Consider the following 25,478-nt stretch of genomic DNA (forward strand, 5'->3'; position numbering starts at 1 on the left):
CCACTAAACAGGATAAAAAAGATGCCAACGCATACCCGTATTCGCATGTTTAATACTAAAGAGACTTACCCCAATCAGAGCCTGGATAACGATTTATGTCAGGCGGTTCGCGCCGGGAATACCGTCTACGTGCGCGGTCAGGTGGGAACCGATTTTGCCGGTAACCTGGTCGGTTTGGGCGACCCGCAGGCTCAGGCCGAGCAGGCGATGAAAAACGTCAAACAGCTGCTGGAAGAGGCCGGAAGCGACCTGTCGCACATCGTGAAAACCACGACCTATATCATTGACCCGCGTTATCGTGAGCCGGTGTATCAGGAGGTGGGGAAATGGCTGAAGGGGGTTTTCCCGATCTCCACGGGGCTGGTGATTTCCGCGCTGGCGCAGCCGCAATGGCTGATGGAGATCGATGTGATTGCCGTCATTCCCGATGATTTCGTGAAGTAAGGAGCGACGATGACCTTTTCTATCGCAGCATATTGCCCGGAAAGCGGGCAGTTTGGGATTGCGCTCAGCTCCTCCAGCATTGCCGTCGGCGCCCGCTGTCCCTGGCTACAGGCCGGGGTGGGGGCGGTATCCAGTCAGAACATCACCTTACCGGCGCTGGGTCAGCTGGCGTTAGCGCAGCTGGAACAGGGACTAGCGCCGGATATCGCGTTGCGCAGGGCGCTGGCGGAGGATGATTTCAGCCGCTACCGGCAGATTATCGCCATCGACGCCAATGGACAAACCGCCGCCTTCAGCGGCGATAAAACCCTCGGTATCTATCATGTTGCCGAAGGAGAAAACTGTATTGCCGCTGGAAATATGCTGGCCAGCACGGCGGTTATTGAGGCGATGGTGGCGGGTTTTCAACAGAGCGAAGGCGAAATGGCGCTGCGCCTGCTGGCCGCGCTACAGGCCGGTCTGGCCTGCGGCGGTGAGGCCGGTCCGGTCCACTCTGCGGCGGTGAAGGTCGTGGATGATTATTCGTGGCCGCTGGTGGATTTGCGCATTGACTGGAGCGAGGACGATCCCATCGGCGAGCTGGCCGCGCTCTGGCAGGCCTATGAGCCGCAGATGCAGGCCTATATCACGCGCGCGCTCGACCCGCGGGAGGCCCCCAGTTACGGAGTACCGGGCGATGAATAATGAGCTGCAGTCGATACTGGCAACGCTACTGGCTTTTGATACCACCAGTCGCGAATCCAATCTCGAGATGATCGATTACATAAACCGCTTTCTGAGCGGTTTTGGCATTGAATGCCGGCTGTTCTACGATGACGACGGCAAAAAAGCCAATCTTTACGCCCGCCTGGGGCCGCCGGGGCCAGGGGGGGTAATGCTCTCCGGCCATACCGATGTGGTGCCGGTTGACGGCCAGCGCTGGACGGTCCCTCCTTTTGCACTTACCCTCCGCGATGGCCTGTACTACGGGCGCGGCAGCACCGACATGAAGGGCTTTATTGCCTGCGTGCTGGCCTCTGTTCCCGCCTTCCTCGCACAACCGTTAAGCATGCCTCTGCATCTGGCCTTTTCCTATGATGAGGAGGTGGGATGTCTCGGCGTCCGCAGTCTGGTGAACCATCTCAAAGCCTCAAAGGATAAGCCTGCGCTGTGCATTATCGGTGAGCCGACGGAGATGCGCCCGGTCTACGGCCATAAAGGCAAACTAGCCATGCGCTGCCATATTCACGGTAAGGCCTGCCATTCGGCCTATGCTCCCGATGGCGTGAATGCCATCGAGTATGCGGCGAAGCTGATTACCCGCTTAGGCGTATTGGGTGAAAAGCTGGCGCTCAGGCAGGATGCGCGCTTCGACCCGCCGTACAGCACCGTACAGGTGGGGCTGATTACGGGCGGCGCGGCGCTCAATATTGTGCCTGAGCGCTGCCAGTTCGATTTTGAAATCCGCCATTTGCCGGATGTGTCGCTCGCTGAGACGCTCTCCGGGCTGCAGGCGTATGCCGAAGATGAACTGGAGCAGGCGATGCGCGCGGTGGCGGAGGAGGCAACAATCCGCTTTCAGCCGCTCAGCCAGTATCCCGGCCTGCTGAGCGATCCGCAGTCGGCCTTTGCCGGTTGGCTGGCGCAATGGGCGGGAAATGATACGTTCTCCACCGTCGCCTTTGGCACTGAAGGCGGGCTGTTTGACGAAGCGGGCGTGGCAACCTTGATTTGTGGGCCGGGAAGTATGGAGCAGGGGCACAAGCCGGATGAATTTATTGCCCTGACGCAGCTGGATCAATGTCTGGCGATGCTGGATAACCTGCGCCGCTGGATGGCGGCCTCCTGAATCTTTTGCGCCCGGGGCCGGGCGCATTTCCGTCATCCTCTGTTCCCGCATTTTTTCCGCTCTCTATTTTCGCTCAGGCCATTCTTTAATTCTCCGCGGTCGTTTCCTGTTGCCCGCCAGCAATAAAAAAAGCTCCGGAATCTGTCCGGAGCTAAATGATTACTGAGGGAATCTGTGGCTTTAAATTTTCTCTTTCACAAAGGCCATCTTCTTGACCGTCTTCGCTCTGGAGAGGTAATAATAGACAGGAGAAACAACCAGCAAACCAATAATCCATGATAAGTCAGCGCCGCCAAATGACAGCGCAACAGGTCCGCTGTAGATCGCCGTCGACATAAACGGCACCTCCACGGCGATTCCCAGTAAATAACAGAAAATAGCCGTGGTATTAAAATAACCGTAGATTCCGCCATCGCGTTTAAAAAAGGACTCAACTTCATATTCGCCATGAGCGACCAGATAGTAATCCACCAGATTAATCGCCGTCCACGGCACCAGCACGTATAACAGCACGGTGATAAAGTTGGTGTAGATTAATAAAAAGTTTTCCTGACCATAGATCGCCAGCGATATTTCGAGAATCATCGTCAGGATGGCGGTAATTATTCTGGCGCGGGCCATCGGCGACCAGCCATCAATAAAAGTCTGGCCCAGGGTCAAGGTGCAGAGAACCCCGCAGTACAACATCATGGAGTTCGTGGCGGCGATCCCCAGTGCCAGTACCACAATGACCAAGGTGCCCATTCCACCGGTCAGATCTATAATGCCTTGAATAATATCATCATTACTAATACAGATAGCCACCAGCACGCCGAGGACCATCGGCAGGTAGGAGCCTAAAATGCAGCCAAAATAGCTGGCATAAAAAACGCTTTTATCGTTGGTGCTGTAGGGCATATAGCGTGAATAGTCAGAGACATAGGGGGCATAGGCCAGTTGCCACAGCGCCGCTATGGATACCGCGCCGAGGAAGCCAACTTTGTTAAAGCCGCCGCGATCGAGGAAATCAACCGGCAGGCCATGTACAAACACGATCCACAGAAATGTGGCGGCCAGTACAATACCGGAAATCCACGACATAATTCTGGCGTAGGAGTGGATGATTTTATAGCCAAAGATGGTGGCGAATAAACTGAGCGCCCCGACGATAATAATCCCGACGTCGGCGTTCATCGGCTTATAGATAGCGTGCATTGACTGCCCGCCTAATACCAGGCTGGAGGCGGTAAATCCGATATACATTAATACCACGATCGATACCACCAGTACCGACCCGTAGGAGCCAAACTGTCCCTTAGTTTGCACCATTTGCGGCACGCCGAGCCTCGGACCCTGCGCCGAATGTAATGCCATAAAAAGACCGCCAACCAGGCTGCCGATCAGCAGGGCAATCACGGACCAGAAAAAAGAAAGGTGGAAAATGGTCACCGACATGGCACCGGTGATCACGGTTAATAACATGATATTCGAGCCGAACCAAATGGTAAAAAGATCGCCAGGTTTACCGTGTCGCATATTAAGAGGAATAGGTCTTATGGTATTACTTTCGAGGTTTTCAACATGAACGGATTGAGGTTTAGTCATGGTGCTCTCTCATCACTGTAGGGCTAAATCAGCGTTAGATGGATATTCCAATGAGGAGTACAGCTAATCTACTCATCATAACATTTCGTTTACTATTGTCACAATCTCGCATCATTTTAGAAATTATTAAAAATGTCGAACGTCGATATAAAAAAAATGCTTTACCTGCGTCCTCGATCCTGAATCAACGCGCTGAATAAACCGTTAAATCTATTTTTTAGCGATTTATGCTGCTTTAATTGATATTTAATAATTAACCCGCTGGAAGGTTATTTTCAGACAGATAAAACTCCGTAGCGATGGCCGTTGCCTGGAATGATTGGTTGTACAGTCGAATGAGAAAGGCCTGCTAAATATGTGGAAAAGCGATCATCCCGGTATTAAGCAATGATATTTATGAGGGAATAGTACTTACACTCTGAAAATCAGTCTGTTACACCGTGGTATACAGTGATTGAGGTGTTGAAAGGATGGCCCAGGGCAATAAATTGTGCGTGGCGCTTCACAATGAAATGCATTTATCGGGAGTGTGCAGCAGATCAATATTTACAACACCTGGTGTTCTCTTTTCTCTTTATTTTGTCGCGAATATCGCGGCTGGAAACGGCTGTCGTCCCCCGCTATTGTGCCGGGGATAACAGCCTCTGACCGGGCAGAGGCTGTCTGTGCTCTCAGCGGTCAGTAGCCGACGGTGTACACCCGGCCGCTCTGTATCCCTTCCACGCTGCGGCGATAGGCCTGGGCAACGGCGGCAGCGGGGACGCTGGTGAAGCCGGGGAAGAAACCGTCATAAGCGGCGAGCGACTCCGCCAGTACGGTGGGGCTTATCAGGTTGATACGGATCCCACGCGGCAGTTCGCAGGCGGCGGCGCGGACAAAGCCCTCCAGCCCGGCATTCACCGTTGTGGCGTTGACGCCCTGGGCAATCGGTTCATGGGCCACTATGCCGCTGATAAGCGTAATCGAACCGCCTTCATTGAGATAATGCTGCCCGGTTAGCGCCAGGCGAATTTGCCCCAGCAGTTTGTCCTGCAGACCCTGGTTGAAATCCCGGTCCGTCATGGACGCCAGCGGGCCAAAGAACAGATTGCCGGTAGCCGAGACAATCGCATCGACCCGGCCGACTTTTTCGAAGAGAGCTTCGACGCTCGGCTGAGAGGTGATATCCACCTGAAGATCGCCCTGAGTGCGACCTACGCGAATGACTTGATGTTGACGGCTCAGTTCTTCGGCGACGGCGCGCCCGACGGTACCGCTGGCACCAATAACGACGATTTTCATGGCTGACTCCTGATCGGTTGTGAGCCTCTATTCTTTAATGAAACAGTTATCGGATAAACTGGCTAAAAGTTAGATGATTACTAACCAGAGGTTTGTAATATGGATAAGCTACGCGGAATGGAGACGTTTATTGCCGTGGTGGAGTGCGGCAGTTTTACCGACGCGGCATCGCGGCTGGAGATGTCGGCGGTCATGGTCGGTAAATATATCGCCCTGACGGAGCGAGAGCTTGGCACCCGACTGCTTGAGCGCAACACCCGGCGCCAGAGTCTGACTGATGCCGGGCGCGTCTATTATGAAGAGGCCAAACGGGTACTTGAACAGGTCGCGATTGCCGAAAGCTCGGTCGAACGATTGCGACTGGCGCCGGCCGGGACGCTGCGCATCAGCGCGCCGACCTCTTTTGGCGCCTGCGTGATTGCGCCGCTGACCGCCTCGTTTTTACAGGCGTGGCCGGATGTTCGCATCGAACTGGATCTGACTAACCGGATGATCGATCTCGTCGATGAGGGCTTCGATCTGGCGATCCGTATTGGTGATATTCACCACACCGATCTGGTGGCGAAATATTTCTGTCCTTATCGGATGGTGATTTGTGCCGCGCCCGCTTACCTGGCTCGTCACGGTACGCCAGTCGTACCGGCGGATTTGGTCGATCATCGTTGTCTGTCCCATACGGTGTGGACGGCGCGCAATGAGTGGACATTGCCGGGCGCGCAAGACACGGTGCGCTGGAAGCGCGATGCGATTCTGCGCTGCAATGATGGTTACGGCCTGCGCATGGCGGCGATAGCCGGAGCCGGGCTGCTGCTCCAGCCGGAGGTTTTACTGAGCGAGGCGCTGGCCAGCGGCAAACTGGTGCGGGTGCTGGAGGCCTATACCCCCCATCCGCGTCCGGTACATTTACTCTGGCGTCAGGATCTTCGCCCGCTGCCGAAGCTGACCCGCTTCGTAGAGCATGTGCTGAAAGAGGGAAAACGCTATTTATGAACGGCGGTCAGCGAGACGGCTATTTTAAGGCCGCCTGGCGAAAGCTGGCGCACCTGCGTGCGGCCTGTCAGGCCACGTTGGCACGTTCCGCAGAACCCGCGCCAGAAAACGTTCCTTCTCCCAAACTACCGTGACCGACATCGGCATGTCTCAGGCAAATCCCCAATACGCCGTGAAAAATCTGCTGGCCTGCAGTGGCCAGCATGATTCCGGCGGCGGATTTTTTTTTCAGTCGCCTAAAGCGTGCTGCCAGTCGGCGATCAGATCCTGTGGATCTTCAATCCCGACGGAGAGACGGATCAACTGAGGCGTGATGCCATTGGCCAGCCGTTGTTCCAGCGGAATCGAAGCATGGGTCATGCTGAACGGTTGGCTGACCAGGCTCTCCACGCCCCCCAGACTCTCTGCCAGCGTAAACAGCTTCAGCCTGCTGATGACCTGCTGCGCATAGGTATCATCGCCTTTCACCACCACGGAAATCATCCCGCCGGGGAGGGCCATCTGCCGGCGCGCCAGCTGATGGTGGGGGGGCGATGCCAGCCACGGGAACCAGACTTTTTCCACCTGCGGCTGCTGTTCAAGCCATTCGGCGAGGGCCAGCGCATTGCTGCTGTGACGCTCCATACGCAGCGCGAGTGTCCGGATACCGCGTAGCGTCAGGAAGCTGCTGAACGGGTCAAGTACGCCGCCCACCGCATTTTGCAGATAGCCCAGCTTCTCCGCCAGATCGCGATTGTCACCGACGACCGCCAGCCCGGCGACAACGTCGGAGTGGCCGTTCAGGTACTTGGTCGCCGAATGGACCACGATATCGAAGCCCAGCTCGAGGGGACGGTGGATGACCGGCGAGGCAAAGGTGTTATCGGTGACGCTGATAATATTGTGCCGACGGGCAATCGCCGCGATGGCGCTGAGATCCGCCAGCTTCAGCAGCGGGTTGGTCGGGGTTTCGACCCAGATCATGCGCGTATCCGGCTGAATGGCCGCTTCAATGCCGGCCAGATCGTCGGGCTTGACCCAGCTGACCCGCAGCCCCGCGCTGTGACGGCGGACATTTTCGAGCAGCCGCCAGGTGCCGCCGTAGACATCATCGACGGCCACCAGATGGCTGTCTTTATCCAGCAGCTCGAGGACGGTGGAAATCGCCGCCAGCCCTGATGCAAACGCGTAGCCGCGGGCGCCGCTCTCCAGCTCGGCAATCGCCGTCTCCAGCGCGTGGCGGGTCGGGTTGCCGCTGCGCGAGTATTCATAGCCGGTATGTTGCCCCGGCGCGGGTTGGGCAAAGGTGGAAGTGGCGTAAATCGGCGGCATAACGGCGCCGTGCCCGTCGTTAAAGATGCCGCTATGTACGCTCAACGTATGCAAATTTTTCATCTTTCGTCCTTAGTGTTTAAGTCGGTTGCGCCAGGTCGTCAGCACGTCGCTGCGGGTGATGAGACCCAAAAAGCGTTCGTTGTCAGCGATAACGGCCACCAGGCCGCGATCGAAAATGGCTTTCAATGCGCTTTCCGGCGCGTGTTTATCCAGCGTTTCTACGTTGCGGGTCATCGCCTCGCCAACGGGCAGTGAAAAGCGCCGGCTGTCGCCCCCGACGTGGCTGATCAGATCCCACTCGTCGACGATGCCGACGACGCGGCCGTTTTCCAGTACCGGCAGCTGTGAAATGTCATACAGACGCATGCGCGCGAGAATGGCGGCGAGGGTGTCATCCGGGGCGGCGGTAACGGTGGCTCCCTCATCGTGGCGCAGGGCGATAAAATCGCTTAAATCGCCGCGCGTCGGCCGGCTCAACAGGCCCTGCTGGCGCATCCAGTCGTCGTTAAACATTTTGGAGAGGTATTTGTTGCCGCTGTCGCAGGCGAAGGTGAGCACTCGTTTCGCGGTGGTCTGCGCCCGGCAGTAGCGCAGCGCGGCACTCAGTAAGGTGCCGGTTGACGAACCGGCAAGCACGCCCTCGCTTTGTAAGAGCTGGCGGGCGGTCGCGAACGCTTCGCTATCGCTGATGCGATAGGCCGTTCGGACGCCGTCCAGATGGGCCAGCGGTGGAATGAAGTCTTCGCCAATCCCTTCGACCAGCCAGGAGCCTGTTGCACCGTAGCGCCCGGTTTCAACCTGGTCGGCAAGGATCGATCCCGCCGGGTCGGCAAGAATAAATTCGGTTTTTGGCGAGTGTCTGGCAAACCAGGCCTGCAGGCCGCCGAGGGTGCCGCCGGAGCCGACGCCGACGACGATGGCGTCGATATCCCCGTCGAGCTGATCGTATATTTCGGGCGCGGTAGTGGTGGCGTGCGCCAGCGGGTTGGCTTCGTTATTGAACTGGTCAATATAGAAAGCGCCCGGTGTTTCCTCCGCCAGGCGGCGCGCATAATCCTGATAATAGGCCGGGTGGCCCTTATTCACATCCGAGCGGGTGAGGAGCACTTTGGCTCCCAGGGCGCGGAGATGGAAAATTTTCTCCCGGCTCATTTTATCGGGAACCACCAGCGTCAGGGCGTAATTTTTTTGCGCGGCGATCAGCGCCAGCCCCAGCCCGGTGTTACCCGCCGTCGCTTCAATAAGGGTACCGCCGGGTTTTAATTTCCCCAGCCGTTCCGCCTCGTTGATCATCGACAGCGCAACGCGGTCTTTAATCGACCCGCCGGGGTTCTGGTTTTCCAGCTTTAAAAACAGGCTGCAGGGGCCGGTATCCAGCTTATGCAGTTGAAGCAGGGGAGTGTGACCAATCAGGTCGCTAATGGAGTGAAAGACTGACATAACTATTTGCCCATTCGTATCGAGATATTTGAATGGTAGGTCTGCAAAATTGGTAATTTAAAGAATATTTGTCCGCTATTAAGAGCGAAATGGAATATAAGATGCTTTTTAGCCATCCGGAGGGAAAGCCTGTTAGCCGCCTGGGTGTGTTGATTTCCAGATAAGCCCTTTTTTGCCGTATTTTTCACCGGATTATCCCTTTCCTGGCGACGCTTATCTTTATTTCGGCAAAGGATTGGCGAAAATATTCCATAGGCTGCAGGAGATTTTTATGGTTGGTGATTATTATTTTTTCGCCAGCTGCGCAAATTCATTGGTCGCGTCAGCGACGCGCCGCAGGCGCGGCAACAACGAGTAGCGGTCGGCCCGCGCAAAACACAAAGTCGGCTATTTAATGCCAGTATTGATACATGCTGATGCGGTGTTCTGCATGGTAAGCTCTTTTAATAAGCTGTTCCCCGGAAAGAACAGTAATAAATAATGATGATTTGCAGAAAGGTGATATGTGCCGGAATTTATTTCATTAGCAATAAGCTCGTTTTGGCCGATGCTCTATGCCGGGCTGGTTTTTACTATTCCCATAACCTTAATTTCATTTTTCCTCGGGCTGCTGCTGGGGTTTATTGTCGCGCTGATTCGTTTATATGGCCCGGCACCGTTGAAAAACGTGGTGCGTTTTTATGTCTGGATTATCCGCGGTACGCCTTTGCTGGTGCAGCTGTTCCTGATTTTTTATGCCCTGCCCAGCGTCGGGATCACCCTTGACGCCTTTCCGGCCGCGGTTATCGGCTTTACCCTGAACGTTGGCGCTTTTACCTCGGAGGTGATCAGGGCGACGCTGCTGTCGGTCGCCAAAGGGCAGTGGGAGGCCGCGCACTCTATTGGCATGAGCTGGGGGCAATCGCTGCGTTATATTATTCTGCCGCAGGCGGCGAGAGTGGCGGTGCCGCCGCTGTCGAACACCTTTATTTCATTAGTTAAGGATACCTCGCTGGCCTCGGTCATTACCGTTCCGGAACTGTTTTTAGCCGCTCAGCGTATTGCCGCCGTCACCTATCAGCCGCTTATTCTGTATAGCGAAGCGGCTCTGCTCTATTTATTAATTTGTTCGGTTTTATCATATTTACAGTCCCGGCTGGAATTACGTTTAGAAAGAAATACGGTGGCAAAGGAAGAACATCATGATAACGCTGTCCGGACTTGAAAAGAGTTTCGCCCGCCAGAAGGTGCTGCATGATATTTCGCTAACGATTCCTGAGGGGAGCGTGACGGCGCTGATTGGCCCATCGGGCAGCGGTAAAAGTACATTATTACGCTGCATTAATTTACTGGAAATCGCGCAGGCCGGGAAATTAACGATTGGTAATGAGGAGATTATTTTTTCTCCCGCCGCGACGCCAAAAAGAAAAGACGTTCGGCGTATTTGCCAGCAAACCGGCATGGTCTTTCAGAACTTCCAGTTATTTCCGCATCTGTCGGTGCTGGAAAATATTATGCAGGGGCTGATGGTGGTGCAGAAATGGCCCCGCGAACGGGCAAGGGCACGGGCGGAAGAGCTGCTTGCTAAAGTCGGCCTGGCGCACAAGCGCCATGCCTGGCCGGCGATGCTCTCCGGTGGCCAGCAGCAGCGGGTCGCCATTGCCCGGGCGATGGCCCCCTCGCCGAAAGTGCTGCTCTGCGATGAGCCGACCTCGGCGCTGGATCCTGAACTGGCTCAGGAGGTGATCGCCGTTTTGCGCCAGCTGGCGCACGAGGGAACGACGATGCTGATGGCGACCCACGATCTTCGGCTGGCGGCAAATATTGCCAGCCAGGTGGTGTTCCTCGAGTCCGGTCAGATTGTGGAGAGCGGGACCTCGCGGGACATTTTTACCCGGGCAAAGAAAACGCGTACGCAGCTTTTTATTTCCACGCTGACCGAGACGTTTCCCGACTCCTGGGAAATTTAAAAAATAACCCGGCAATCCAGATAAAGGAGTAAATGATGAAAGTATTGATGACCGCATTGCTGGCTACCGCCATTCAACTGAGCGTGACGCACGCGGCCTGTGCCGGGGAAAACCTGGCGAAGATAAAATCAGCAGGAGTATTTAAAGTCGGTACCGAAGGGACCTTCCCGCCTTTTACCTACCATGATACTTCCGGCAAGCTGGTGGGGTTTGATGTCGATATCGCGCGTGAAATTGCCCGCCGGATTGGGGTGAAAGCGGAGTTTGTTGAGGGCAAGTGGGACGGTCTGGTGGCCGGGCTGGATGCTAATCGCTACGACGCGGTGATTAATCAGGTCTCGATTACGCCGGAGCGTCAGGCGAAATATGATTTTTCGGTCCCCTATATCACCCCGAAAGCGGTCCTCATCGTGAATAACAACAATCAGGATATTCACACCTTTGCGGATTTGAAGGGCAAAAAGTCCGCCCACACGCTGACCAGCAACTACGCGCAAATTGCCCGTGAAAATGGCGCGGAGGTGGTGGGGACGGATGGCTTTGATCAGTCAATCGCCCTGGTATCACAGGGGCGCGCGGATGCGACCATCAACAGCAACCTCTCGTTCCTCGATTTCAAAAAGCACAAGCCCGACGCGCCGGTGAAAATTGTGGCGGAAAGAACCGATGCTGAACAAGAAGCGGTGTTGATCCGCAAAGGGGAACCGGAGCTGCGCCAGGCGATCGATGCCGCCATCGCCGATATTCGCGCCGACGGCACCTATCAGCGAATTTCCAGGCACTATTTCGGCGCGGACGTCTCGAAATAGCCCCGCGGGCTACGTTAGCACGCTGTTTCTGGCCAGACTCGCCTTGCGGTACTGCAGCGGCGTCTGGCCCATCATCTTCCTGAAGCAGGTAATAAAGTAGGTCACTTCGCGAAATCCGACTTCGGCCGCAATCTCATCCATACTGACGCTGGTGCTGCGCAGGAGATCGCAACTGCGCTTTATTCGGCGCGTCAGCAGATACTCGTGGATGCTGCCGCCCGTTTGCTGGCGGAATATGCGCGAGGTGTAGCTGCGCGACAGGCCCAGCGCCTGGGCGAGTTCATCCAGCGAAAATTTGTTGGCGTAGTGAGCCTCCACCCAGCTCATAATCCGCGACGCGACCGTCTGCTGTCGGGGAATACATGGCTCGGGTAGCGCGGGGAGAAAGCCCATTATCTGCATCACCAGAAAGGCCACCTCGCTGGTGGCGATCTGCCCGCCGTGATACAGCCCGTCAAATTGGGTCAGAATTCTCTCCATGAAAGGGCCGTGTTCGCTGAGGTCGTAAATTTGTGCCGGCGCGTTGCTGGCGGCAAGCGCGGCAAACTGGGCCTGATGGCGCGAAAACCCCCCCATAATGCTTTCAACTACCGACTGTTCAATATGCATCGTGGTGCGGTGATAGGGATTTTTCTCGCTGTGGTCGACCTGGACTTTGTGCAGGCGAAACGGAGGAAAAATAAACAGGCGCCCCGGGCGAGCGGTGTAGTGCTGGTTATCTACCACCACAATGCCATAGCCGCTGGAGATATAGAGGAATTCGACGCACTGGTGCCAGTGGTAGTAAATCGCGCTGGTTGAGCGCAATCGGTTAAAAGAGATCGCCCGGCTATCGAGTGTGATGCGTTCCAGCCGCTGTGGTTCACTCATTTTTCCTCCAGGACAACAGATTTAAGTTTTTACGCCATCATTTGCAATTTATCCCCCCGGCAGCGTGAAATATCCAGCAAAAATGAAATGGCGGTTTAATTTTGTGATTGTGCTCACTTAGCCGCACAAATAAAAGCGACTATCCTTCCTCCCGTTGACGTATAAATAATTTTATAAAATCGAAATAACAATAACTTATCTAATTCTCGTGTCATGACGGGAGGACCTTTTGCAACCTGAAAATATTCATCTGACCAATCCTTTAAGAACCGGCAACGACCTCCGGCAGCTGGTCAATGAGCTGCTGAATGCCGTGTCGCCCAATTTTAAAAATGATGCCAGCCGTGTCGATCTGGCGAATTTCACCGCCCATTACGGGCAACGCGTGGCGAGTATGGAAACCTTCTCGCGCCTGCTGTGGGGCGTGACGCCGCTGCTGGCAGGCGGCAGCGAGCCGCAACAGTTTTCTTTCTACCTGCAGGCCATTAAAAATGGAACCAACCCGCGGCATGCCGATTACTGGGGAGAAGTGAACCCCTACGATCAGCGCATCGTGGAGATGGCTGCCTACGGCCTGCTGTTAGCGCTGGCGGGCGATTGCGTGCTGGCGCATTTCAACGAGCAGGAGAAAGCCCATCTCTGGCGCTGGTTGCAGCAGAGCGAGGCGCAGGCGATCCCGGACAATAACTGGCACTTCTTTCCCATTCTGGTACAGGTCGGTTTTCATCACGCCGGGATGCCGACCAATCCTCAGGTGCGGGAAGCGCATTTTAACGCCATGGAACGCTACTACCTGGGCGACGGCTGGTATTCCGATGGCCCGGACAGGCCGCGGGACTATTACATTTCGATGGGCTTCCACTTCTACGGGCTGATTTACGCGAAGCTGATGGCCGATATCGACCCGCAGCGCTGTGCTGAACTGCGTCATCGGGCGCTGCTGTTTTCCGCCGACTTTATCCATTTTTTTGCCGACGACGGGGCGGCCGTGCCGTTTGGTCGCAGCCTGACTTACCGCTTTGCTCAGGCGGCTTTCTGGAGCGCGGCGGCTTTTGCCGGGCTGGAGGCATTCTCCCCGGGGGTGATCAAGGGCATCGTCCTGCGCCATCTCCGCTGGTGGCTGAAGCAACCGCTGTTCGATCGTGATGGCGTGCTGAGCGTGGGCTATAGCTACCCGAATCTGATCATGGCCGAGGATTACAATGCGCCGGGCTCTCCCTACTGGGCCCTGAAAACCATGCTGGTTCTGGCGATGGGTGAGGATGATCCCTTCTGGCTGGCGCCGGAGCTGCCGCTGCCGCCGCTCGCCGCGCAGCACAGCATCAAGCACGCCGATCAGGTGCTGGTGCATCAGACCGATCATCTGTGGATGCTCACTTCCGGCCAGCTTGAGCGGAATAACTTCGTCAATACCGAAGCGAAATATTGCAAGTTTGCCTACTCCACGCGCTACGGATTCACAATTGAGCGCGGACGCTATGGGTTAAGCCACGCTGCGCCTGACTCCATGCTGCTGCTTTGTGAGAAAGATGATTACTGGCGCGGGCGGCGCGACTGTGACGCGGTGACGACTGCCGATGGCATGATTTACAGCCGCTGGCGGCCGTGGCGCGATGTGGCGATTGAGACCTGGCTTATCGCGATGGGCGACTGGCAGCTGCGTGTACATCGTATCCGCACGGCCCGCGCGCTTGATACGGCCGAAGGGGGATTCAGCGTGCCGAACCGCCCCCTGCCTGAGGTGCAGGACGGGGAGGGCGGCTGCCGGATCATCACCCCTGCCGATATGTCGGCCATTCTCTGCCTGAGCCCGCAAAGGCGCTGCGGTGAGGCGGTACTGACGCCGCCTAACAGCAACCTGCTGTTTGCCGAACGCGCGGCGGTTCCGGTGTTACGCGGTGATTTAGCACCAGGAACACATCTGTTGTTAAGTGCGGTCTGGGCGGGGAATCCCGACACCTTTGCACCGCAGGGTTGTCCACAGGCCTTCATCAGCGATGATGCTGTACGCTTCGTGACGGCACAGGAAGAAAAACATCTTACGCTGTCCCCGGAGAACGTCCTATGACCACTTCATCCTCTGTGCGTGGCGCACAGTACAAAATGAGCACCTTTATCTTTCTCTACTTTTTTACCTGGTCTTCAAGCTTTGGCCTCTACGCGCTGTGGCTGAGCCAGAAAGTCGGCCTTGATAGCATCACCATCGGCAGCGTTTTCGCCATCAACGGCGTGTTCGCGGTGATCCTGAAGCCGGTTTACGGCTACATCATGGACAAGATCGGCATGAGCAAATGGCTGCTCTATTTTGTCTGCGCCGTGTCGGCCCTGATGGCGCCGTTCTTTGCCTTCGTCTATCAACCTCTGCTGCAAAGCCACACGACGATCGGCATCATCCTTGGCGCGCTCTATTTAAGTCTTGGCTGGTATGCGGGCGTCGCGGCGTCGGAATCGTATGCCGATCGCTTTAGCCGGCTGTACGGCCTGGAGTTCGGTCGTATTCGCATGTGGGGATCGCTCGGCTGGGCGATGGCCGCTTCCGTTTCCGGGCTGCTGTTCAACTTCACGCCGCTGGCCAACTTTCTGTTGAGCAGCAGCACGTCGCTCCTGATGCTGCTGGTATTAATCAGCCTGAAGATCGGCGATGAGCAGTTGCGTAACAACAGCGTGATTTCGGCGAACAAAATCGTTTTTAGCGACGTGATGCAGTTACTGAAAAGCCGTAAATTCTGGATGTTCAGCCTGTATGTCGCCGGTGTCGCATGGATGATGTTTATTGCTGAGCAGCAGTTTCCGCGCTACTTCGTCTCCTTTTTTGCCACCAAAGAGCAGGGGAATGCCTGGTACGGCTATCTCAGCACCGTGCAGTCCGGTATGGAATTCGTGATGATGATGTTCATTCCGCTGCTGGTGAATCACTACGGCGCAAAGCGGGGGCTGCTGTTCTGCGGCTGCGTTGTCGGGGCCAGGCTGATCGCCTCAGGCTTGACCAGCGATCCGGTGATCATCTCGATTATCAAACCGTTTTATGGCGTCGAAATCGCGCTGTTGCTGATTTCGGTCTTTAAATACATCGCCGAGCACTTTGACCGCAGAGTCAACGCCACGATGTACCTGCTGGGCTATCAGGCGATGATCTACGTCGGTTCTATTGTGGTGGCGCCGCCGGCGGGCTACCTCTACGACAAAATCGGCTTTGAGCATACTTATCTGCTGATGGGCAGCTGCGCTCTGCTGTTTACCCTTATCTCCGCTTTTACGCTCTCGCGCTGTCGCTCGACGTGGGACGCATCGCGACCTTTTTCCCCGGCGCTGGACGCCACCCCGGTTGAACCGGCCAAACATTAATTCAGGAGTTGTTATGTCCAAAAAGGTGATTACCGAAGCCCTCCGCCCCGTCGAGCTGTATCAGGTCGACCGGCTGGCGCTGCGCCAGAAGCTCGATGATGCGCTGACCCGCGTGACCCGCAAGCTCGATAAAAACATTGTCGCTTTTGGCGATAAATTCCCGGGCGAAGCCTGTGAAAACGGCATCTGGCCGCGTTCTGAAAACGTCGAGTGGACGACCAGCTTCTGGCCGGGCCAGCTGTGGCTGGCGTGGGAAATGAGCGGTAATCCCGCCTATCGCGAGGCGGCAGAGCGCTATCTACCCTCTTTTGCCCGGCGCATCGAGGAGCGTATCGATACGGCGACCCACGATCTGGGGTTTCTCTATACACTCTCCTGCGTCAGCGCATGGCGACTCACCGGCAATGAGGCCGCCCGCCAGAGCGCGCTGCTGGCCGCGGAAACGCTGATGGAGCGCTTCAACCCGACGGCCAGAATTATTCAGGCCTGGGGGGATCTGAACGACCCGGAACAGCAGGGGCGGATGATCATCGACTGCAATATGAATCTGCCGCTGCTCTACTGGGCCAGCGAGCAGACCGGGGACCCGCGCTATGCGCAGGCGGCCACGGCCCATGCGCAACAGGCGGCGCGCTATATCGTGCGTGAAGACGCCTCGACCTACCATACCTACTACATTGACGTGAACAGCGGCGAGCCGCGTTTTGGCAACACCCATCAGGGCTATAGCGACACCTCCTGCTGGTCCCGCGGCCAGGCATGGGGCATCTACGGCTTCCTGCTCAGCTATCGCTATACCGGTGATAAAAGTATGGTGGAGCTGTCGCGCAGCCTGGCCCACTACTTCCTCAACCGTCTGCCGGAAGATGATGTGTGCCACTGGGATCTGGCCTTGCTCGGTACCGACGCGGTACGCGACAGCTCGGCGGCGGCGATTACCGCCTGCGGTCTGCTGGAGCTGGTCAATGCGCTGCCGGCGCTCGATCAGCATCGCCCGCATTACGAGGAGATGGCGTTGCGTATCGTCCAGTCGCTGACCGATAACTATCTGGCGACCGACGATGACCCGACCGAAGGGCTGCTCAAGCACTCGGTTTATCACATGGGCAGTGGAAAAGGGGTGGATCAGTGCTGCAGCTGGGGTGACTACTTCTATCTTGAAGCACTGATACGTCTGCGCCAGACCTGGTACTCGTGGTGGTAATGGCGAAATGGAGAGAGAGAACATGAAAACGGTAGCGGTTTTATTGGCCCCGGGCTTCGAAGAAGGGGAAGCGATTGTCGCAATCGATGTTTTACGGCGCTTGAAGATCCACGTGCAGACGATTGCCTGCGCGCAGACGCGCGAGGTGGTTAGCTATCACGCTATTCCGATGATGGCGGACAGGACGCTGGCGGAAAGCATGGAGCAGACTTTTGACGCGGTGGTCCTGCCGGGCGGGCCTGAAGGGAGCGTCTTTCTGGCCCAAAGCGAGCAGGTGATCGCCTTTGTACGCCGCCACGATGAGCTGGGTAAATACCTGTGCCCGATTTGTTCCGCCGCGGCGCGCGTGCTGGGGGGCAACGGTCTGCTGAAAGGCCGCCGCTATGTCTGTTCCGGCGAGCTCTGGCGGCAGGTGAGCGACGGCGTATATGTTGACGCCGATGTGGTGGAGGACGGCAATCTGATTAGCGGTCGGGGGCTCGGGAAGGTGTTTGATTTTTCCTTGACGGTGGCGGCGCGTCTGCAGGGCGATGAGGCGGCGGCCCGTGAGCATGCGGAGCATATCTATTACCGCTGGTAGCGCAGGGGGCGGTCGCCGGTTATCAGGCGCGCTGAGGTAAGCAAAAACTGGCCCGGGCAGATGTCCCGGGCTTTAGCGATAAGGCCTGTCGTTTGTACCCGCCCCCCATCGCGGCCAGACAGGTTATTGCCAGGAAAGGGTCATGCTCGCCAGGGGGTAGGCAGAGCCCGGTACCAGAGGTATCGCCGCATCGATGTTTTCTCTGCCTCTGAGGTTGGGTTACGTCATTCGATAACGCCAGGTCCGCATCAGTCATACATGGGCGAGAAAATCTTGTCAGCCCATAGACTTCTCCGTTAGTCATGGCTTCGCATATGGCAGAGCTGAAAATCACTTCCTTTACCGATGTTCAAATAATCCGCTGTCGGAAAACATAAATCTGGTTCTGTAATGGTGAAGGTGTCTTTCCTGGTTATGATTTTTATCGCTATAAGGATTTTGTTTTAGATGGGGTTTTATTTTTAATGTTTATTGTTTTAGTTTCAGAGTGGTGAGGGGGGATTTCAAGGGCCAGTGATATGATTTTAGAGGGGGTGTTTTGTAAATAAAGCAGAGTCAGTAGCTTTGGGTTTCTTCGGGGCTTTCAGCTATTCATCGGCATGCCTGTCTTCGGTGGGAGCTGGCGCGGCGAATAGTTTATACAGTCAAGTGGAGATGAATCAGTGCCACATTATTCCCTGATTTATCCTTTCTTTTTTCAATTGCGGAAGGTGTGAATCCAAGAGCCGTGTAAACCAGTAACCCGCTTGTATTTTGATTAAAACAGGAGACGGCAATCTCTGATGCCTGATACTTCTCGCGAGCAATTGAACACATTGTCGCTATTAGATAGCGGCATACTCCCTGTCCTCGGAACTCAGGAGAAATAATTACGTTTCCTATAGAACAGCACCCTCCCTGTTCCCAGCGGTAGATATTTGCAAAACCTACGGGGACTTCATTAATAACAAAAACGGTTGAGTCCTGGCGCTGGGTAATCGCTTCTCGCAATTGAGAGACGGTAAGAGGGAACTCTGCTTTTGGGAAGAAATAGAATAGTTCTGTGGGGTTTTTGATAAAGTTGCATATTATGGCAATGTCTTCCTCTGTTACTGCTCTATGTTTTAACCCCTTTATATTCATCGGTATTATCCCTCAACAAACACTGAAAGTGGATGTGCGAAAATATTCTAATTATTGTATTAGAATAGGTCAATTACAGCGTCATCTTTTCGTCTGATTTATTCCCCTCCGGGGAATACCGGAAGGAACGGGTCAGCAAAACCGTTGACGGCCGTTAAAATAATAGCGTGAGAAGGATCAATCTTGTGTCGAAACGGGTCGGGCGGATTCAGCTGAAGATGAACAATTAGCCTGGTAAAGAGAGAATCATTATAATTATGTTTGGCGTTGAGGTATTATATTTCCATTGACGATATTTTATGCTGTTAACGCCGCGGTTTTTCTCCGGTGAATTGTGCGCAGATTGAGCGCAGTGAGATTCTGATACCGGCTATGAAACAGCAGGGGATTCTCCCCCCGGAACGGCATACCTTTGCAGTTAAGGTCATAGAGCTGACGGTTGGTTGAGTGAGGTGCGAAATCAGGGCGCATCGTTTCCCTTTGCCTGCGGGAAGCCCTCTTTGCTCATCATCTTGTCGGTAGGGGGATGCGGCTCGTGTTGCAGACGTCAGAATTTATCTCGTTGTTGAGCAAAGCAGTACCGTGACAACAGTCCAGGAACGGGCGCACAGCGCAAGCGCGACTGCGGGGGGATGGCTGAGTACCTGTGCTCTTTTTGCATTGGGTGCAGGCATCCGGCAACGTGTTTTTCGTCGATGAATGCTTCATTAACGCGGGGAGAGGCAGGGGTCAGAGACTGCGGCAGCGTGGTTACTTGCCGCCTCCTGTCTTTGCGCAGTGCAAAGCAGTGTATCAATTGAATGTTTATCGCTTAAGATTTTCAGTATAAAGCTAATATTGCATCCTTTAACAGGAAAACGACGTATGAAGCCAAAACAAGCGGAAATTATCCGTCATTCCATGTCCCTGTTTAACCGGGAAGGGTACCAGTCGCCAAGCATCGACCGAATTTCGGAAAATGCGGGCATCTCTAAAATGACGTTCTACCGCTACTATCCGGATAAAGAAGCGCTCATCCTCGCCATTTTACAGCTGAAAGAATACGAGTTTATGCAGGATCTGCAGAACATTATTGCGGATAAATCCTCGGCGCGGGAGAAGCTGTTTGCCGTCTTTGAATACTACAACAACTGGTTTAAGTGCGAGGATTTTCATGGCTGCATGTTCACCCGCGCACTCTTCGAATATGGCACTTCTTCCCAGTCCATCCGGATGACCTGCTCGACGTTTAAATCACGCCTTTACCAGTTTTTTCGCGACATTCTGGTGTGCGTATTAAAACCGGAGCCGGCGGAACGGGTGGCGATGATGATGGTCATGCTGATCGATGGCGCAATCGCCGCCCAGCAGGCTGAGTCATCTGAGTGCCGGGAGATCCCCCCGGGAATGACGGCCTGGAGTGCGGCGAAAGCTCTTATTTATTCCGAAGGCGAGACGCTCTGATCATCGCACCGTGTTGGGTATTTCAAGTGCGCGTAACGTCTCCAGCAGGCGATCGTAGTAATCGTTGCAGGTTTGCAGTCGCAGCGCGGCGCCGAAGTACACTTCCTCCATCGCTGCCGGATGTCTTTTACCTGTCGGTACGATAACGTTATTCAGCCATCCATCGGCGTGCCCGATATCAACCGTGATGTGTTCAGCATAATAATGCACATCGCGTTCTGTCATGCCAATACGCAGGCAACCGGCGACCAGTTTTTGATACTGGGGGGGATCGAGTAATTCAGTCATCGCCATCACGCCAGGCGATTTGTAGTAGTGCTGCCGGTTCACGCCGCCAGGCATGAAAGCGTTATATCCCGCAAGCCCTTGCCAGTCATACAGATGGGTAAAATGATTATCGGGTAAGGCAATATCCCGACGCTTCAGTAAATCCTTATACAGATTGACGTGCGTGATTTCATTGTTCCTCGATAACGTGCGCCTGACCAGCCGCGATAACAGCAGAACCCCTTTCCAGTGGAATGATGGTCCTAACGCTGGTTTCACTAGCGGCAAGCCCTGGTTTCACATCAATCCAAACTATGTGCAAATCAATGCCGAGCGCGAGTCGGCCCAGGGAGATTCGGTGCTGAATGACTATAAAAAAATGATTCAGCTGCGTCATAAAATTCCGGCGCTGGTGTATGGCGCCTATCAGGATCTCAATGCCCAGGATAATACTGTCTATGCCTGTACGCGAATCCTGGGCAGGGAGCGCTATCTGGTCGTAGTGAACTTTAAAGAGCAGCCTGTTCGCTATCTCCTGCCGTCCAGTGATGCCATCGAGCAGGTTGTTATCGAGACTAATCAGCATAACGATACGCCGCAGGGAAGTACCTCTATCGCCTTAAGCCCATGGCAGGCGGGCGTGTATAAACTGCATTAATCAGGAGAGCAGGGCATTCATTTACGCATCACAAATGATTCGGAAGGGGCGGGCCAGCGTTCAGCATCGCTATTTCACAGAGAGGGCCCGCTGGGGTGTTGAACAGCGCGCTTGTCGCGCTGGCCCCGGAGGGGTGAGCGGCGCGCCGCGAATAATCGAACGAAGTTCGATGAAGAGTCCGTGCTGCAGAAAGCAAAAAACCAGCCCTCAGGCTGGTTTTTTTAAATAAGTGGTGCCCGGACTCGGACTAACGCCGCAGGCGTTGAACAGCGCGCTTGTCGCGCTGGCCCCGAAGGGGTGAGCGGCGCGCCGCGAATAATCGAACGAAGTTCGATGAAGAGTCCGTGCTGCAGAAAGCAAAAAACCAGCCCTCAGGCTGGTTTCTTTAAATAAGTGGTGCCGGACTCGGACTAACGCCGCAGGCGTTGAACAGCGCGCTTGTCGCGCTGGCCCCGAAGGGGTGAGCGGCGCGCCGCGAATAATCGAACGAAGTTTGATGAAGAGTCCGTGTTGCAGAAAGCAAAAAACCAGCCATCAGGCTGGTTTCTTTAAATAAGTGGTGCCGGACTCGGAATCGAACATTTGTGCAATCCTATATTTTATAGAATAAAAATAAGTATGCAGTGTTTTTTACCAACGTACATTTACCAACAAATCATAGGTGTTGTCAATTTAAATCAATAAGTTACACTATTATTCGTTAGTAAACATCGGTTTTTAGATAGTGTAAATATCGTGTTGTCAAATAAAAAAGCACTTTTTGCTAGAATGATAACTAATTGTTTTTAATTGATTTCTTGTGTTTTTCCTCTGTTCCCTTCCAAAAAACAATGAAAATAACAAAAACAGGTGTTGATTGTCATAAGCGATATTCGAATAATAGCGACATCAAATAACAAAAGGAAAAATATATGAAAGAAAAAACAAAACTGATCCGCATTTCTGAAGTAATCGATCGTACAGGATTTTGCAGGGCTTGGATTTATCGATTGATTAAAAATAATAGTTTTCCATCACCTGTAAAAACAGGTGAACGGTCTATCGCATTTATTGAAAGTGAAGTCGATCAGTGGATTGATAAAAAGATTTTTTATTCGCGTAATCAAGCTGCGTAAAACGTATTACAAGCGATTTTATCTTTACTGATCATTAAATCCCATTGCTTTTACTATAAAACGTCTCAAAATCGCGTACAGAGCGTTTTAAGGCCATATATGAAAAATATTATATGTTTAAAATAAAAGGCTAGGTTTTTATCTGGCCTTTTTTATTTATTTGGTTTTATCTAATTGATCATGGTTGTTAAAATATTCTTGATTTACGCTTGACATATAATATATAGAGATCTACAAAGAATGAAGATACAAAAAAAGCCAACTTTGAAAGTTGACTTTTTAAGGACTAAAAAAGTTTCGACGACTTTTGAAGTCTTGTAATCAGTTAAACAGGAACGTGATTACAAATATAAATAAAGTATTATCTAATCAACTTATATTTGTCAAATCTAAATCTGAACTTTTTACAAGCCTGTCAAATACCATTCCCAGAATCCTTTTTAGTCTCAAAAGCAATAACGTTAAAACCTGTTGTATCGGGTGCGATCATACGAAGGTCCCTCAAGTGATGGTGAAGATCGAGTTATTGTAGACAGCGGTTAACCGGGAGCGATGTTGTCAGCCTGAATCGCCTTACCTAAAATTTATAAAGCGTTATAGCTTCTTTAGTAAAACGAGAAGTGCTTAAAAGATCATGGTAGGGTTTGCGCGGGTCGCGGGGGGGAGTATCAGATTGGAAACAGCCTGAATACTTTTTGAGTAATCAAAGCGCAATGAGCATTCTTTTTTCCTTTCTCTATCTCTTTAGCGATTTTCATTTTTCGCACGGGGGGAGGGGGGGGAATGCTCCAAGAAAAACTAAGTTTTCCTAACGGAAAACTACTACGACTGAAAGTCGCCATCTAAAACCCAAGAACCTAAGCTGATAAAATTCTAGTACTACTAGTACAAAAAAATTAAATAAAAAAGAACATGAAAAACCAAAACAGGAAAATATAAAACAGTAAGGTTTCATGTCATAAACTATTTATAAAAAATAAAACACAACAGGCAATATTATTTAAATGTTGTATTTTAGGGCGTAATGGAAATTTAAATTTAAGGCAGATAATTTTTAATATCTGCCATTTTATAAATCATTTTATATCTTCTGGATCTTCCATGCTAAAACTGGTTGCTGGTTTTACGGTCTGTTCGATAACATCAGCACCATATTTAGCTGCTAAAAAACGCTCTCTGTATAAATAGTACGCAGCATCACATACCTTATTTGTAAAATAAACATTGAATCCGCCGCCTACTACCGCACCTGCAACAGGAATCGTTTGTGCTAATTTTGCTTTGGTGAGTCTTATACCTAATGTTTTAGATATTTGTTGAATGACTTTGACAAAAGCTTGTTTATTAAGCTCATTCCATGTTTTTTTTCTGGCGACATCTTGAGATATCTTTATGAGTTGAGACATGGCTAAATTTTTAGACAGATCTGTTGGTGATGAAGATAAACCTAATATATTAAAAGCAAATAATCTTTCTTCTTGCCGTTCTATGTCGAAACCATAATATGTGGCATATTCACCAATAGCACGTAAATTTAGAGTTATCAAAGATGGAATGTCAATGATCATTCCAGCCATACCTACCGCGCCAGTTCCAGCACCTTCAGTGAGTGCGATTCCTTTATATTTTGCTGCTAACCATCCGACTGTTTTATCTACATGTTCTAGCGTAAGTGATGATATATCTTCATGTGAGTTTATATGATGATGACCATCACCACGGAACTCTTCAAATATAGCCTCACTCCGCACACTCCATTGTGCGGCATCATTACATACACTTACAAGACCATTGATTGATTTTTTATGACATGACCAACAGTCTCATTATCTAATATAACATCTCCGACATAATCTAATGGTTTATTTATAACGCTTAATGCTTTATCTAACCATGTTATTTCAGGGTTTTTCCAAGCATGAATTTCTACTAATGCTTTTTTATCATAAGGTGTTGGTTTCATATGTATATCCGCTATATATGCTGTGCGACCTCAGATTAACATAAACAGTAGTATCATCGATAATGATTTTCTGAAACCAATACAATAGACGCCAGCAAACGCACAAAAGCAAGTTTTGTCCCTTTCTGTCGCCGCCGATCAAACCCCATGCCTTCAAATCTGGGTGAGTTGATGGTCACGAACTTTGCCAGATTTCACATAGCAGCGGTACTTTTTACGCAAAGCTACCTATTACGCGCAGCTACCAGAAAGACAATATATTATTTACCCTATCTTTTATTTGCATTTTATTTGTCGTGCAGTGTATTTATTCATGTAGCCGCTATATTGACAAACTTTTTATATCGGTTAATTTATTTAAATATGGGTTGAGTTCAGCTTTATTTTTAGCTTTTCGGAAACTGAGGCAAGGTGTAATAGCGTATCCGCTATTTTACCCCAATCTTCGATTGGCCCTATCTCGCTTTGCTCGTAGGGTTGAAAAAGATCTACCCTTCCGCCTGAACACCCTATCAAGGGTTGGCGGTAAATAGTTTTACAATTCACTTCAAAACAAAAAGGAATAAATATGAAAATAGTTTTATCAGTATCAAAATGTTTATACATAAACGATTTAGATCGCTTACTTCCCTGTAATCGTTTTTTTGTTCATTTAGATTATAAGGATATTAGCAAAAAGGAGTCATTTGAGATGAATAGACACGACAAAGAAAGCTACAAACTTATCTTTGATAAGATTGTAGGTAATGACGTAATGCTTGCTATTGATGAAGACATATACAGCGAAGTTGTCGAAAACTTAACTTTATTATTCAAATGAGAGTTATGGAGATTAATATATGATTATAGCAATAGGAATGATGCTTCTTTGTATAATGTTGGGGGGGGGCATGATTAGGAGCTGCATTGGAAAAACAAATTCTTCAAGTGAAGCAAAACAAGCAATATCAGATGTTAGAAAAATAATCGATAAAAAAGCACTGATTAAATATAAGAGGAGTAATAGAATATGATTGATGATGACATAGAGGAACAGATAAGTTTAAAAATGAAGTTTGAGTTATTAGCAAGGTTTTTTTATTACATAGAACAAGATAAAGATATACCTTTTTGTGAAATAAATAGTGATGAACAAAGATTATGTTATTTTGTGTCTCATAGGTATATACAAGAAAATAAAGCTGATGATCTTCTAAAATCTTTGATTGATGAAAATGATGAAGACTATATAAAAGCTATAAGAGATTATATGTTTACTACATGGGAATAATA

24 protein-coding genes and 1 pseudogene are annotated in these 25,478 nt (G+C 51.9%); 16 read left to right on the forward strand and 9 right to left on the reverse strand.

The window, feature by feature from the left end:
* Positions 1 to 21 precede the first annotated feature (21 nt).
* Genes BV390_RS08575 through argE form a run of 3 tightly spaced genes read left to right on the forward strand, consistent with a single transcriptional unit; the run spans position 22 to position 2,272 of the window.
* On the forward strand, positions 22 to 444 hold the full coding sequence (locus tag BV390_RS08575; RefSeq protein WP_004867660.1) for a RidA family protein: 423 nt from the start codon (positions 22 to 24) through the stop codon (positions 442 to 444).
* A 9-nt stretch (positions 445 to 453) separates the two neighbouring features.
* Positions 454 to 1,128 carry a DUF1028 domain-containing protein gene (locus tag BV390_RS08580; protein ID WP_032690712.1) on the forward strand — a complete coding sequence of 225 codons (675 nt, stop codon included), beginning with the start codon at positions 454 to 456 and terminating at the stop codon, positions 1,126 to 1,128.
* The gene (gene argE, locus BV390_RS08585; RefSeq protein WP_085396810.1) at positions 1,121 to 2,272 is read left to right on the forward strand and encodes an acetylornithine deacetylase; all 1,152 of its coding nucleotides are present in this window, start codon (positions 1,121 to 1,123) and stop codon (positions 2,270 to 2,272) included. Before BV390_RS08580 ends, argE begins: the two co-directional genes overlap by 8 nt.
* Positions 2,273 to 2,452: 180 nt before the next feature.
* Here argE and BV390_RS08590 read toward each other — a convergent pair whose 3' ends face one another.
* Together BV390_RS08590 and BV390_RS08595 are read right to left on the reverse strand one after the other, a co-directional pair.
* Complete coding sequence (locus BV390_RS08590; protein ID WP_085396812.1) at positions 2,453 to 3,856, reverse strand: purine-cytosine permease family protein; 1,404 nt, start codon at positions 3,854 to 3,856, stop codon at positions 2,453 to 2,455.
* Between the two features lie 678 nt (positions 3,857 to 4,534).
* The gene (locus BV390_RS08595) at positions 4,535 to 5,137 is read right to left on the reverse strand and encodes a short chain dehydrogenase (protein WP_032698778.1); all 603 of its coding nucleotides are present in this window, start codon (positions 5,135 to 5,137) and stop codon (positions 4,535 to 4,537) included.
* A 99-nt stretch (positions 5,138 to 5,236) separates the two neighbouring features.
* Here BV390_RS08595 and BV390_RS08600 point away from each other — a divergent pair, with 99 nt between their 5' ends.
* Positions 5,237 to 6,127, forward strand: a complete 891-nt coding sequence (locus BV390_RS08600) for a LysR family transcriptional regulator (RefSeq protein WP_085396813.1) — start codon at positions 5,237 to 5,239, stop codon at positions 6,125 to 6,127.
* 228 nt (positions 6,128 to 6,355) lie between these two features.
* On the opposite strand, the gene BV390_RS08605 is transcribed toward BV390_RS08600, so the two are convergent.
* A complete protein-coding gene (locus BV390_RS08605) occupies positions 6,356 to 7,501 on the reverse strand; it encodes a trans-sulfuration enzyme family protein (protein WP_085396814.1) in 1,146 nt (381 codons plus the stop codon).
* 9 nt (positions 7,502 to 7,510) lie between these two features.
* Entirely contained in the window at positions 7,511 to 8,887 is a 1,377-nt protein-coding gene (locus BV390_RS08610) for a pyridoxal-phosphate dependent enzyme (protein WP_168185412.1), read from the reverse strand.
* 541 nt (positions 8,888 to 9,428) lie between these two features.
* Between BV390_RS08610 and BV390_RS08620 the strand changes: the two genes are divergently transcribed.
* Genes BV390_RS08620 through BV390_RS08630 form a run of 3 tightly spaced genes read left to right on the forward strand, consistent with a single transcriptional unit; the run spans position 9,429 to position 11,639 of the window.
* Entirely contained in the window at positions 9,429 to 10,085 is a 657-nt protein-coding gene (locus tag BV390_RS08620; protein WP_049268324.1) for an amino acid ABC transporter permease, read from the forward strand.
* Positions 10,063 to 10,830: an amino acid ABC transporter ATP-binding protein gene (locus BV390_RS08625; RefSeq protein WP_085396818.1), complete on the forward strand. Its 768-nt coding sequence runs from the start codon at positions 10,063 to 10,065 to the stop codon at positions 10,828 to 10,830. The genes BV390_RS08620 and BV390_RS08625 overlap by 23 nt, the downstream gene beginning before the upstream one ends.
* Before the next feature lie 35 nt (positions 10,831 to 10,865).
* Positions 10,866 to 11,639 (forward strand): amino acid ABC transporter substrate-binding protein, encoded by a 774-nt coding sequence (locus BV390_RS08630; protein ID WP_032690722.1) that lies wholly within the window; start codon positions 10,866 to 10,868, stop codon positions 11,637 to 11,639.
* A gap of 9 nt (positions 11,640 to 11,648) precedes the next feature.
* On the opposite strand, the gene BV390_RS08635 is transcribed toward BV390_RS08630, so the two are convergent.
* Positions 11,649 to 12,509, reverse strand: coding sequence for an AraC family transcriptional regulator (locus BV390_RS08635; RefSeq protein ID WP_032690723.1), 861 nt, complete (start codon positions 12,507 to 12,509; stop codon positions 11,649 to 11,651).
* A gap of 229 nt (positions 12,510 to 12,738) precedes the next feature.
* Here BV390_RS08635 and BV390_RS08640 point away from each other — a divergent pair, with 229 nt between their 5' ends.
* From BV390_RS08640 to BV390_RS08660, 4 genes are read left to right on the forward strand one after another with little or no spacing between them, the layout of a single operon-like run.
* Positions 12,739 to 14,577 (forward strand): DUF2264 domain-containing protein, encoded by a 1,839-nt coding sequence (locus tag BV390_RS08640; protein WP_139155982.1) that lies wholly within the window; start codon positions 12,739 to 12,741, stop codon positions 14,575 to 14,577.
* Positions 14,574 to 15,854, forward strand: a complete 1,281-nt coding sequence (locus BV390_RS08650) for an oligosaccharide MFS transporter (protein WP_032698786.1) — start codon at positions 14,574 to 14,576, stop codon at positions 15,852 to 15,854. Before BV390_RS08640 ends, BV390_RS08650 begins: the two co-directional genes overlap by 4 nt.
* A gap of 13 nt (positions 15,855 to 15,867) precedes the next feature.
* Positions 15,868 to 17,058, forward strand: coding sequence for a glycoside hydrolase family 88 protein (locus BV390_RS08655; RefSeq protein WP_049268328.1), 1,191 nt, complete (start codon positions 15,868 to 15,870; stop codon positions 17,056 to 17,058).
* Positions 17,059 to 17,080: 22 nt separating this feature from the next.
* Positions 17,081 to 17,638, forward strand: a complete 558-nt coding sequence (locus BV390_RS08660) for a DJ-1/PfpI family protein (protein ID WP_064793585.1) — start codon at positions 17,081 to 17,083, stop codon at positions 17,636 to 17,638.
* Between the two features lie 636 nt (positions 17,639 to 18,274).
* On the opposite strand, the gene BV390_RS08665 is transcribed toward BV390_RS08660, so the two are convergent.
* Complete coding sequence (locus tag BV390_RS08665; protein ID WP_085396819.1) at positions 18,275 to 18,760, reverse strand: GNAT family N-acetyltransferase; 486 nt, start codon at positions 18,758 to 18,760, stop codon at positions 18,275 to 18,277.
* 864 nt (positions 18,761 to 19,624) lie between these two features.
* Here BV390_RS08665 and BV390_RS08670 point away from each other — a divergent pair.
* On the forward strand, positions 19,625 to 20,203 hold the full coding sequence (locus BV390_RS08670) for a TetR/AcrR family transcriptional regulator (RefSeq protein WP_085396820.1): 579 nt from the start codon (positions 19,625 to 19,627) through the stop codon (positions 20,201 to 20,203).
* Here the strand turns inward: BV390_RS08670 and BV390_RS08675 are convergent.
* A pseudogene (locus BV390_RS08675) lies at positions 20,204 to 20,668 on the reverse strand (iron-containing redox enzyme family protein); the annotation flags it as partial.
* A 10-nt stretch (positions 20,669 to 20,678) separates the two neighbouring features.
* Here BV390_RS08675 and BV390_RS32080 point away from each other — a divergent pair.
* Both BV390_RS32080 and BV390_RS08685 read left to right on the forward strand, forming a co-directional pair.
* Positions 20,679 to 21,128, forward strand: coding sequence for an alpha-amylase family glycosyl hydrolase (locus BV390_RS32080; RefSeq protein WP_437440647.1), 450 nt, complete (start codon positions 20,679 to 20,681; stop codon positions 21,126 to 21,128).
* 911 nt (positions 21,129 to 22,039) lie between these two features.
* Entirely contained in the window at positions 22,040 to 22,243 is a 204-nt protein-coding gene (locus BV390_RS08685; protein ID WP_085396821.1) for a helix-turn-helix transcriptional regulator, read from the forward strand.
* Positions 22,244 to 23,319: 1,076 nt separating this feature from the next.
* Here BV390_RS08685 and BV390_RS08690 read toward each other — a convergent pair.
* A complete protein-coding gene (locus BV390_RS08690; protein ID WP_255379410.1) occupies positions 23,320 to 23,994 on the reverse strand; it encodes an EcsC family protein in 675 nt (224 codons plus the stop codon).
* Between the two features lie 29 nt (positions 23,995 to 24,023).
* Positions 24,024 to 24,206, reverse strand: coding sequence for a hypothetical protein (locus BV390_RS31460; RefSeq protein ID WP_227517231.1), 183 nt, complete (start codon positions 24,204 to 24,206; stop codon positions 24,024 to 24,026).
* A gap of 568 nt (positions 24,207 to 24,774) precedes the next feature.
* Between BV390_RS31460 and BV390_RS08695 the strand changes: the two genes are divergently transcribed.
* Both BV390_RS08695 and BV390_RS08700 read left to right on the forward strand, forming a co-directional pair.
* On the forward strand, positions 24,775 to 25,026 hold the full coding sequence (locus BV390_RS08695) for a hypothetical protein (protein WP_085396823.1): 252 nt from the start codon (positions 24,775 to 24,777) through the stop codon (positions 25,024 to 25,026).
* Between the two features lie 189 nt (positions 25,027 to 25,215).
* Complete coding sequence (locus BV390_RS08700; RefSeq protein ID WP_085396825.1) at positions 25,216 to 25,476, forward strand: hypothetical protein; 261 nt, start codon at positions 25,216 to 25,218, stop codon at positions 25,474 to 25,476.
* Positions 25,477 to 25,478 lie beyond the last annotated feature (2 nt).

This window comes from Klebsiella sp. YJ (assembly GCF_002108615.1).
Lineage (GTDB): Bacteria > Pseudomonadota > Gammaproteobacteria > Enterobacterales > Enterobacteriaceae > Klebsiella > Klebsiella planticola.

Bases quoted from the DNA above. Each gene is read 5' to 3' on its own strand.
- BV390_RS08575 (WP_004867660.1), top strand. From the start codon at position 22: ATGCCAACGCATACCCGTATTCGCATGTTTAATACTAAAGAGACTTAC.
- BV390_RS08580 (WP_032690712.1), top strand. From the start codon at position 454: ATGACCTTTTCTATCGCAGCATATTGCCCGGAAAGCGGGCAGTTTGGG.
- argE (WP_085396810.1), top strand. From the start codon at position 1,121: ATGAATAATGAGCTGCAGTCGATACTGGCAACGCTACTGGCTTTTGAT.
- BV390_RS08590 (WP_085396812.1), bottom strand. From the start codon at position 3,856: ATGACTAAACCTCAATCCGTTCATGTTGAAAACCTCGAAAGTAATACC.
- BV390_RS08595 (WP_032698778.1), bottom strand. From the start codon at position 5,137: ATGAAAATCGTCGTTATTGGTGCCAGCGGTACCGTCGGGCGCGCCGTC.
- BV390_RS08600 (WP_085396813.1), top strand. From the start codon at position 5,237: ATGGATAAGCTACGCGGAATGGAGACGTTTATTGCCGTGGTGGAGTGC.
- BV390_RS08605 (WP_085396814.1), bottom strand. From the start codon at position 7,501: ATGAAAAATTTGCATACGTTGAGCGTACATAGCGGCATCTTTAACGAC.
- BV390_RS08620 (WP_049268324.1), top strand. From the start codon at position 9,429: ATGCTCTATGCCGGGCTGGTTTTTACTATTCCCATAACCTTAATTTCA.
- BV390_RS08625 (WP_085396818.1), top strand. From the start codon at position 10,063: ATGATAACGCTGTCCGGACTTGAAAAGAGTTTCGCCCGCCAGAAGGTG.
- BV390_RS08630 (WP_032690722.1), top strand. From the start codon at position 10,866: ATGAAAGTATTGATGACCGCATTGCTGGCTACCGCCATTCAACTGAGC.
- BV390_RS08635 (WP_032690723.1), bottom strand. From the start codon at position 12,509: ATGAGTGAACCACAGCGGCTGGAACGCATCACACTCGATAGCCGGGCG.
- BV390_RS08650 (WP_032698786.1), top strand. From the start codon at position 14,574: ATGACCACTTCATCCTCTGTGCGTGGCGCACAGTACAAAATGAGCACC.
- BV390_RS08655 (WP_049268328.1), top strand. From the start codon at position 15,868: ATGTCCAAAAAGGTGATTACCGAAGCCCTCCGCCCCGTCGAGCTGTAT.
- BV390_RS08660 (WP_064793585.1), top strand. From the start codon at position 17,081: ATGAAAACGGTAGCGGTTTTATTGGCCCCGGGCTTCGAAGAAGGGGAA.
- BV390_RS08665 (WP_085396819.1), bottom strand. From the start codon at position 18,760: ATGAATATAAAGGGGTTAAAACATAGAGCAGTAACAGAGGAAGACATT.
- BV390_RS08670 (WP_085396820.1), top strand. From the start codon at position 19,625: ATGAAGCCAAAACAAGCGGAAATTATCCGTCATTCCATGTCCCTGTTT.
- BV390_RS08685 (WP_085396821.1), top strand. From the start codon at position 22,040: ATGAAAGAAAAAACAAAACTGATCCGCATTTCTGAAGTAATCGATCGT.
- BV390_RS31460 (WP_227517231.1), bottom strand. From the start codon at position 24,206: ATGAAACCAACACCTTATGATAAAAAAGCATTAGTAGAAATTCATGCT.
- BV390_RS08695 (WP_085396823.1), top strand. From the start codon at position 24,775: ATGAAAATAGTTTTATCAGTATCAAAATGTTTATACATAAACGATTTA.
- BV390_RS08700 (WP_085396825.1), top strand. From the start codon at position 25,216: ATGATTGATGATGACATAGAGGAACAGATAAGTTTAAAAATGAAGTTT.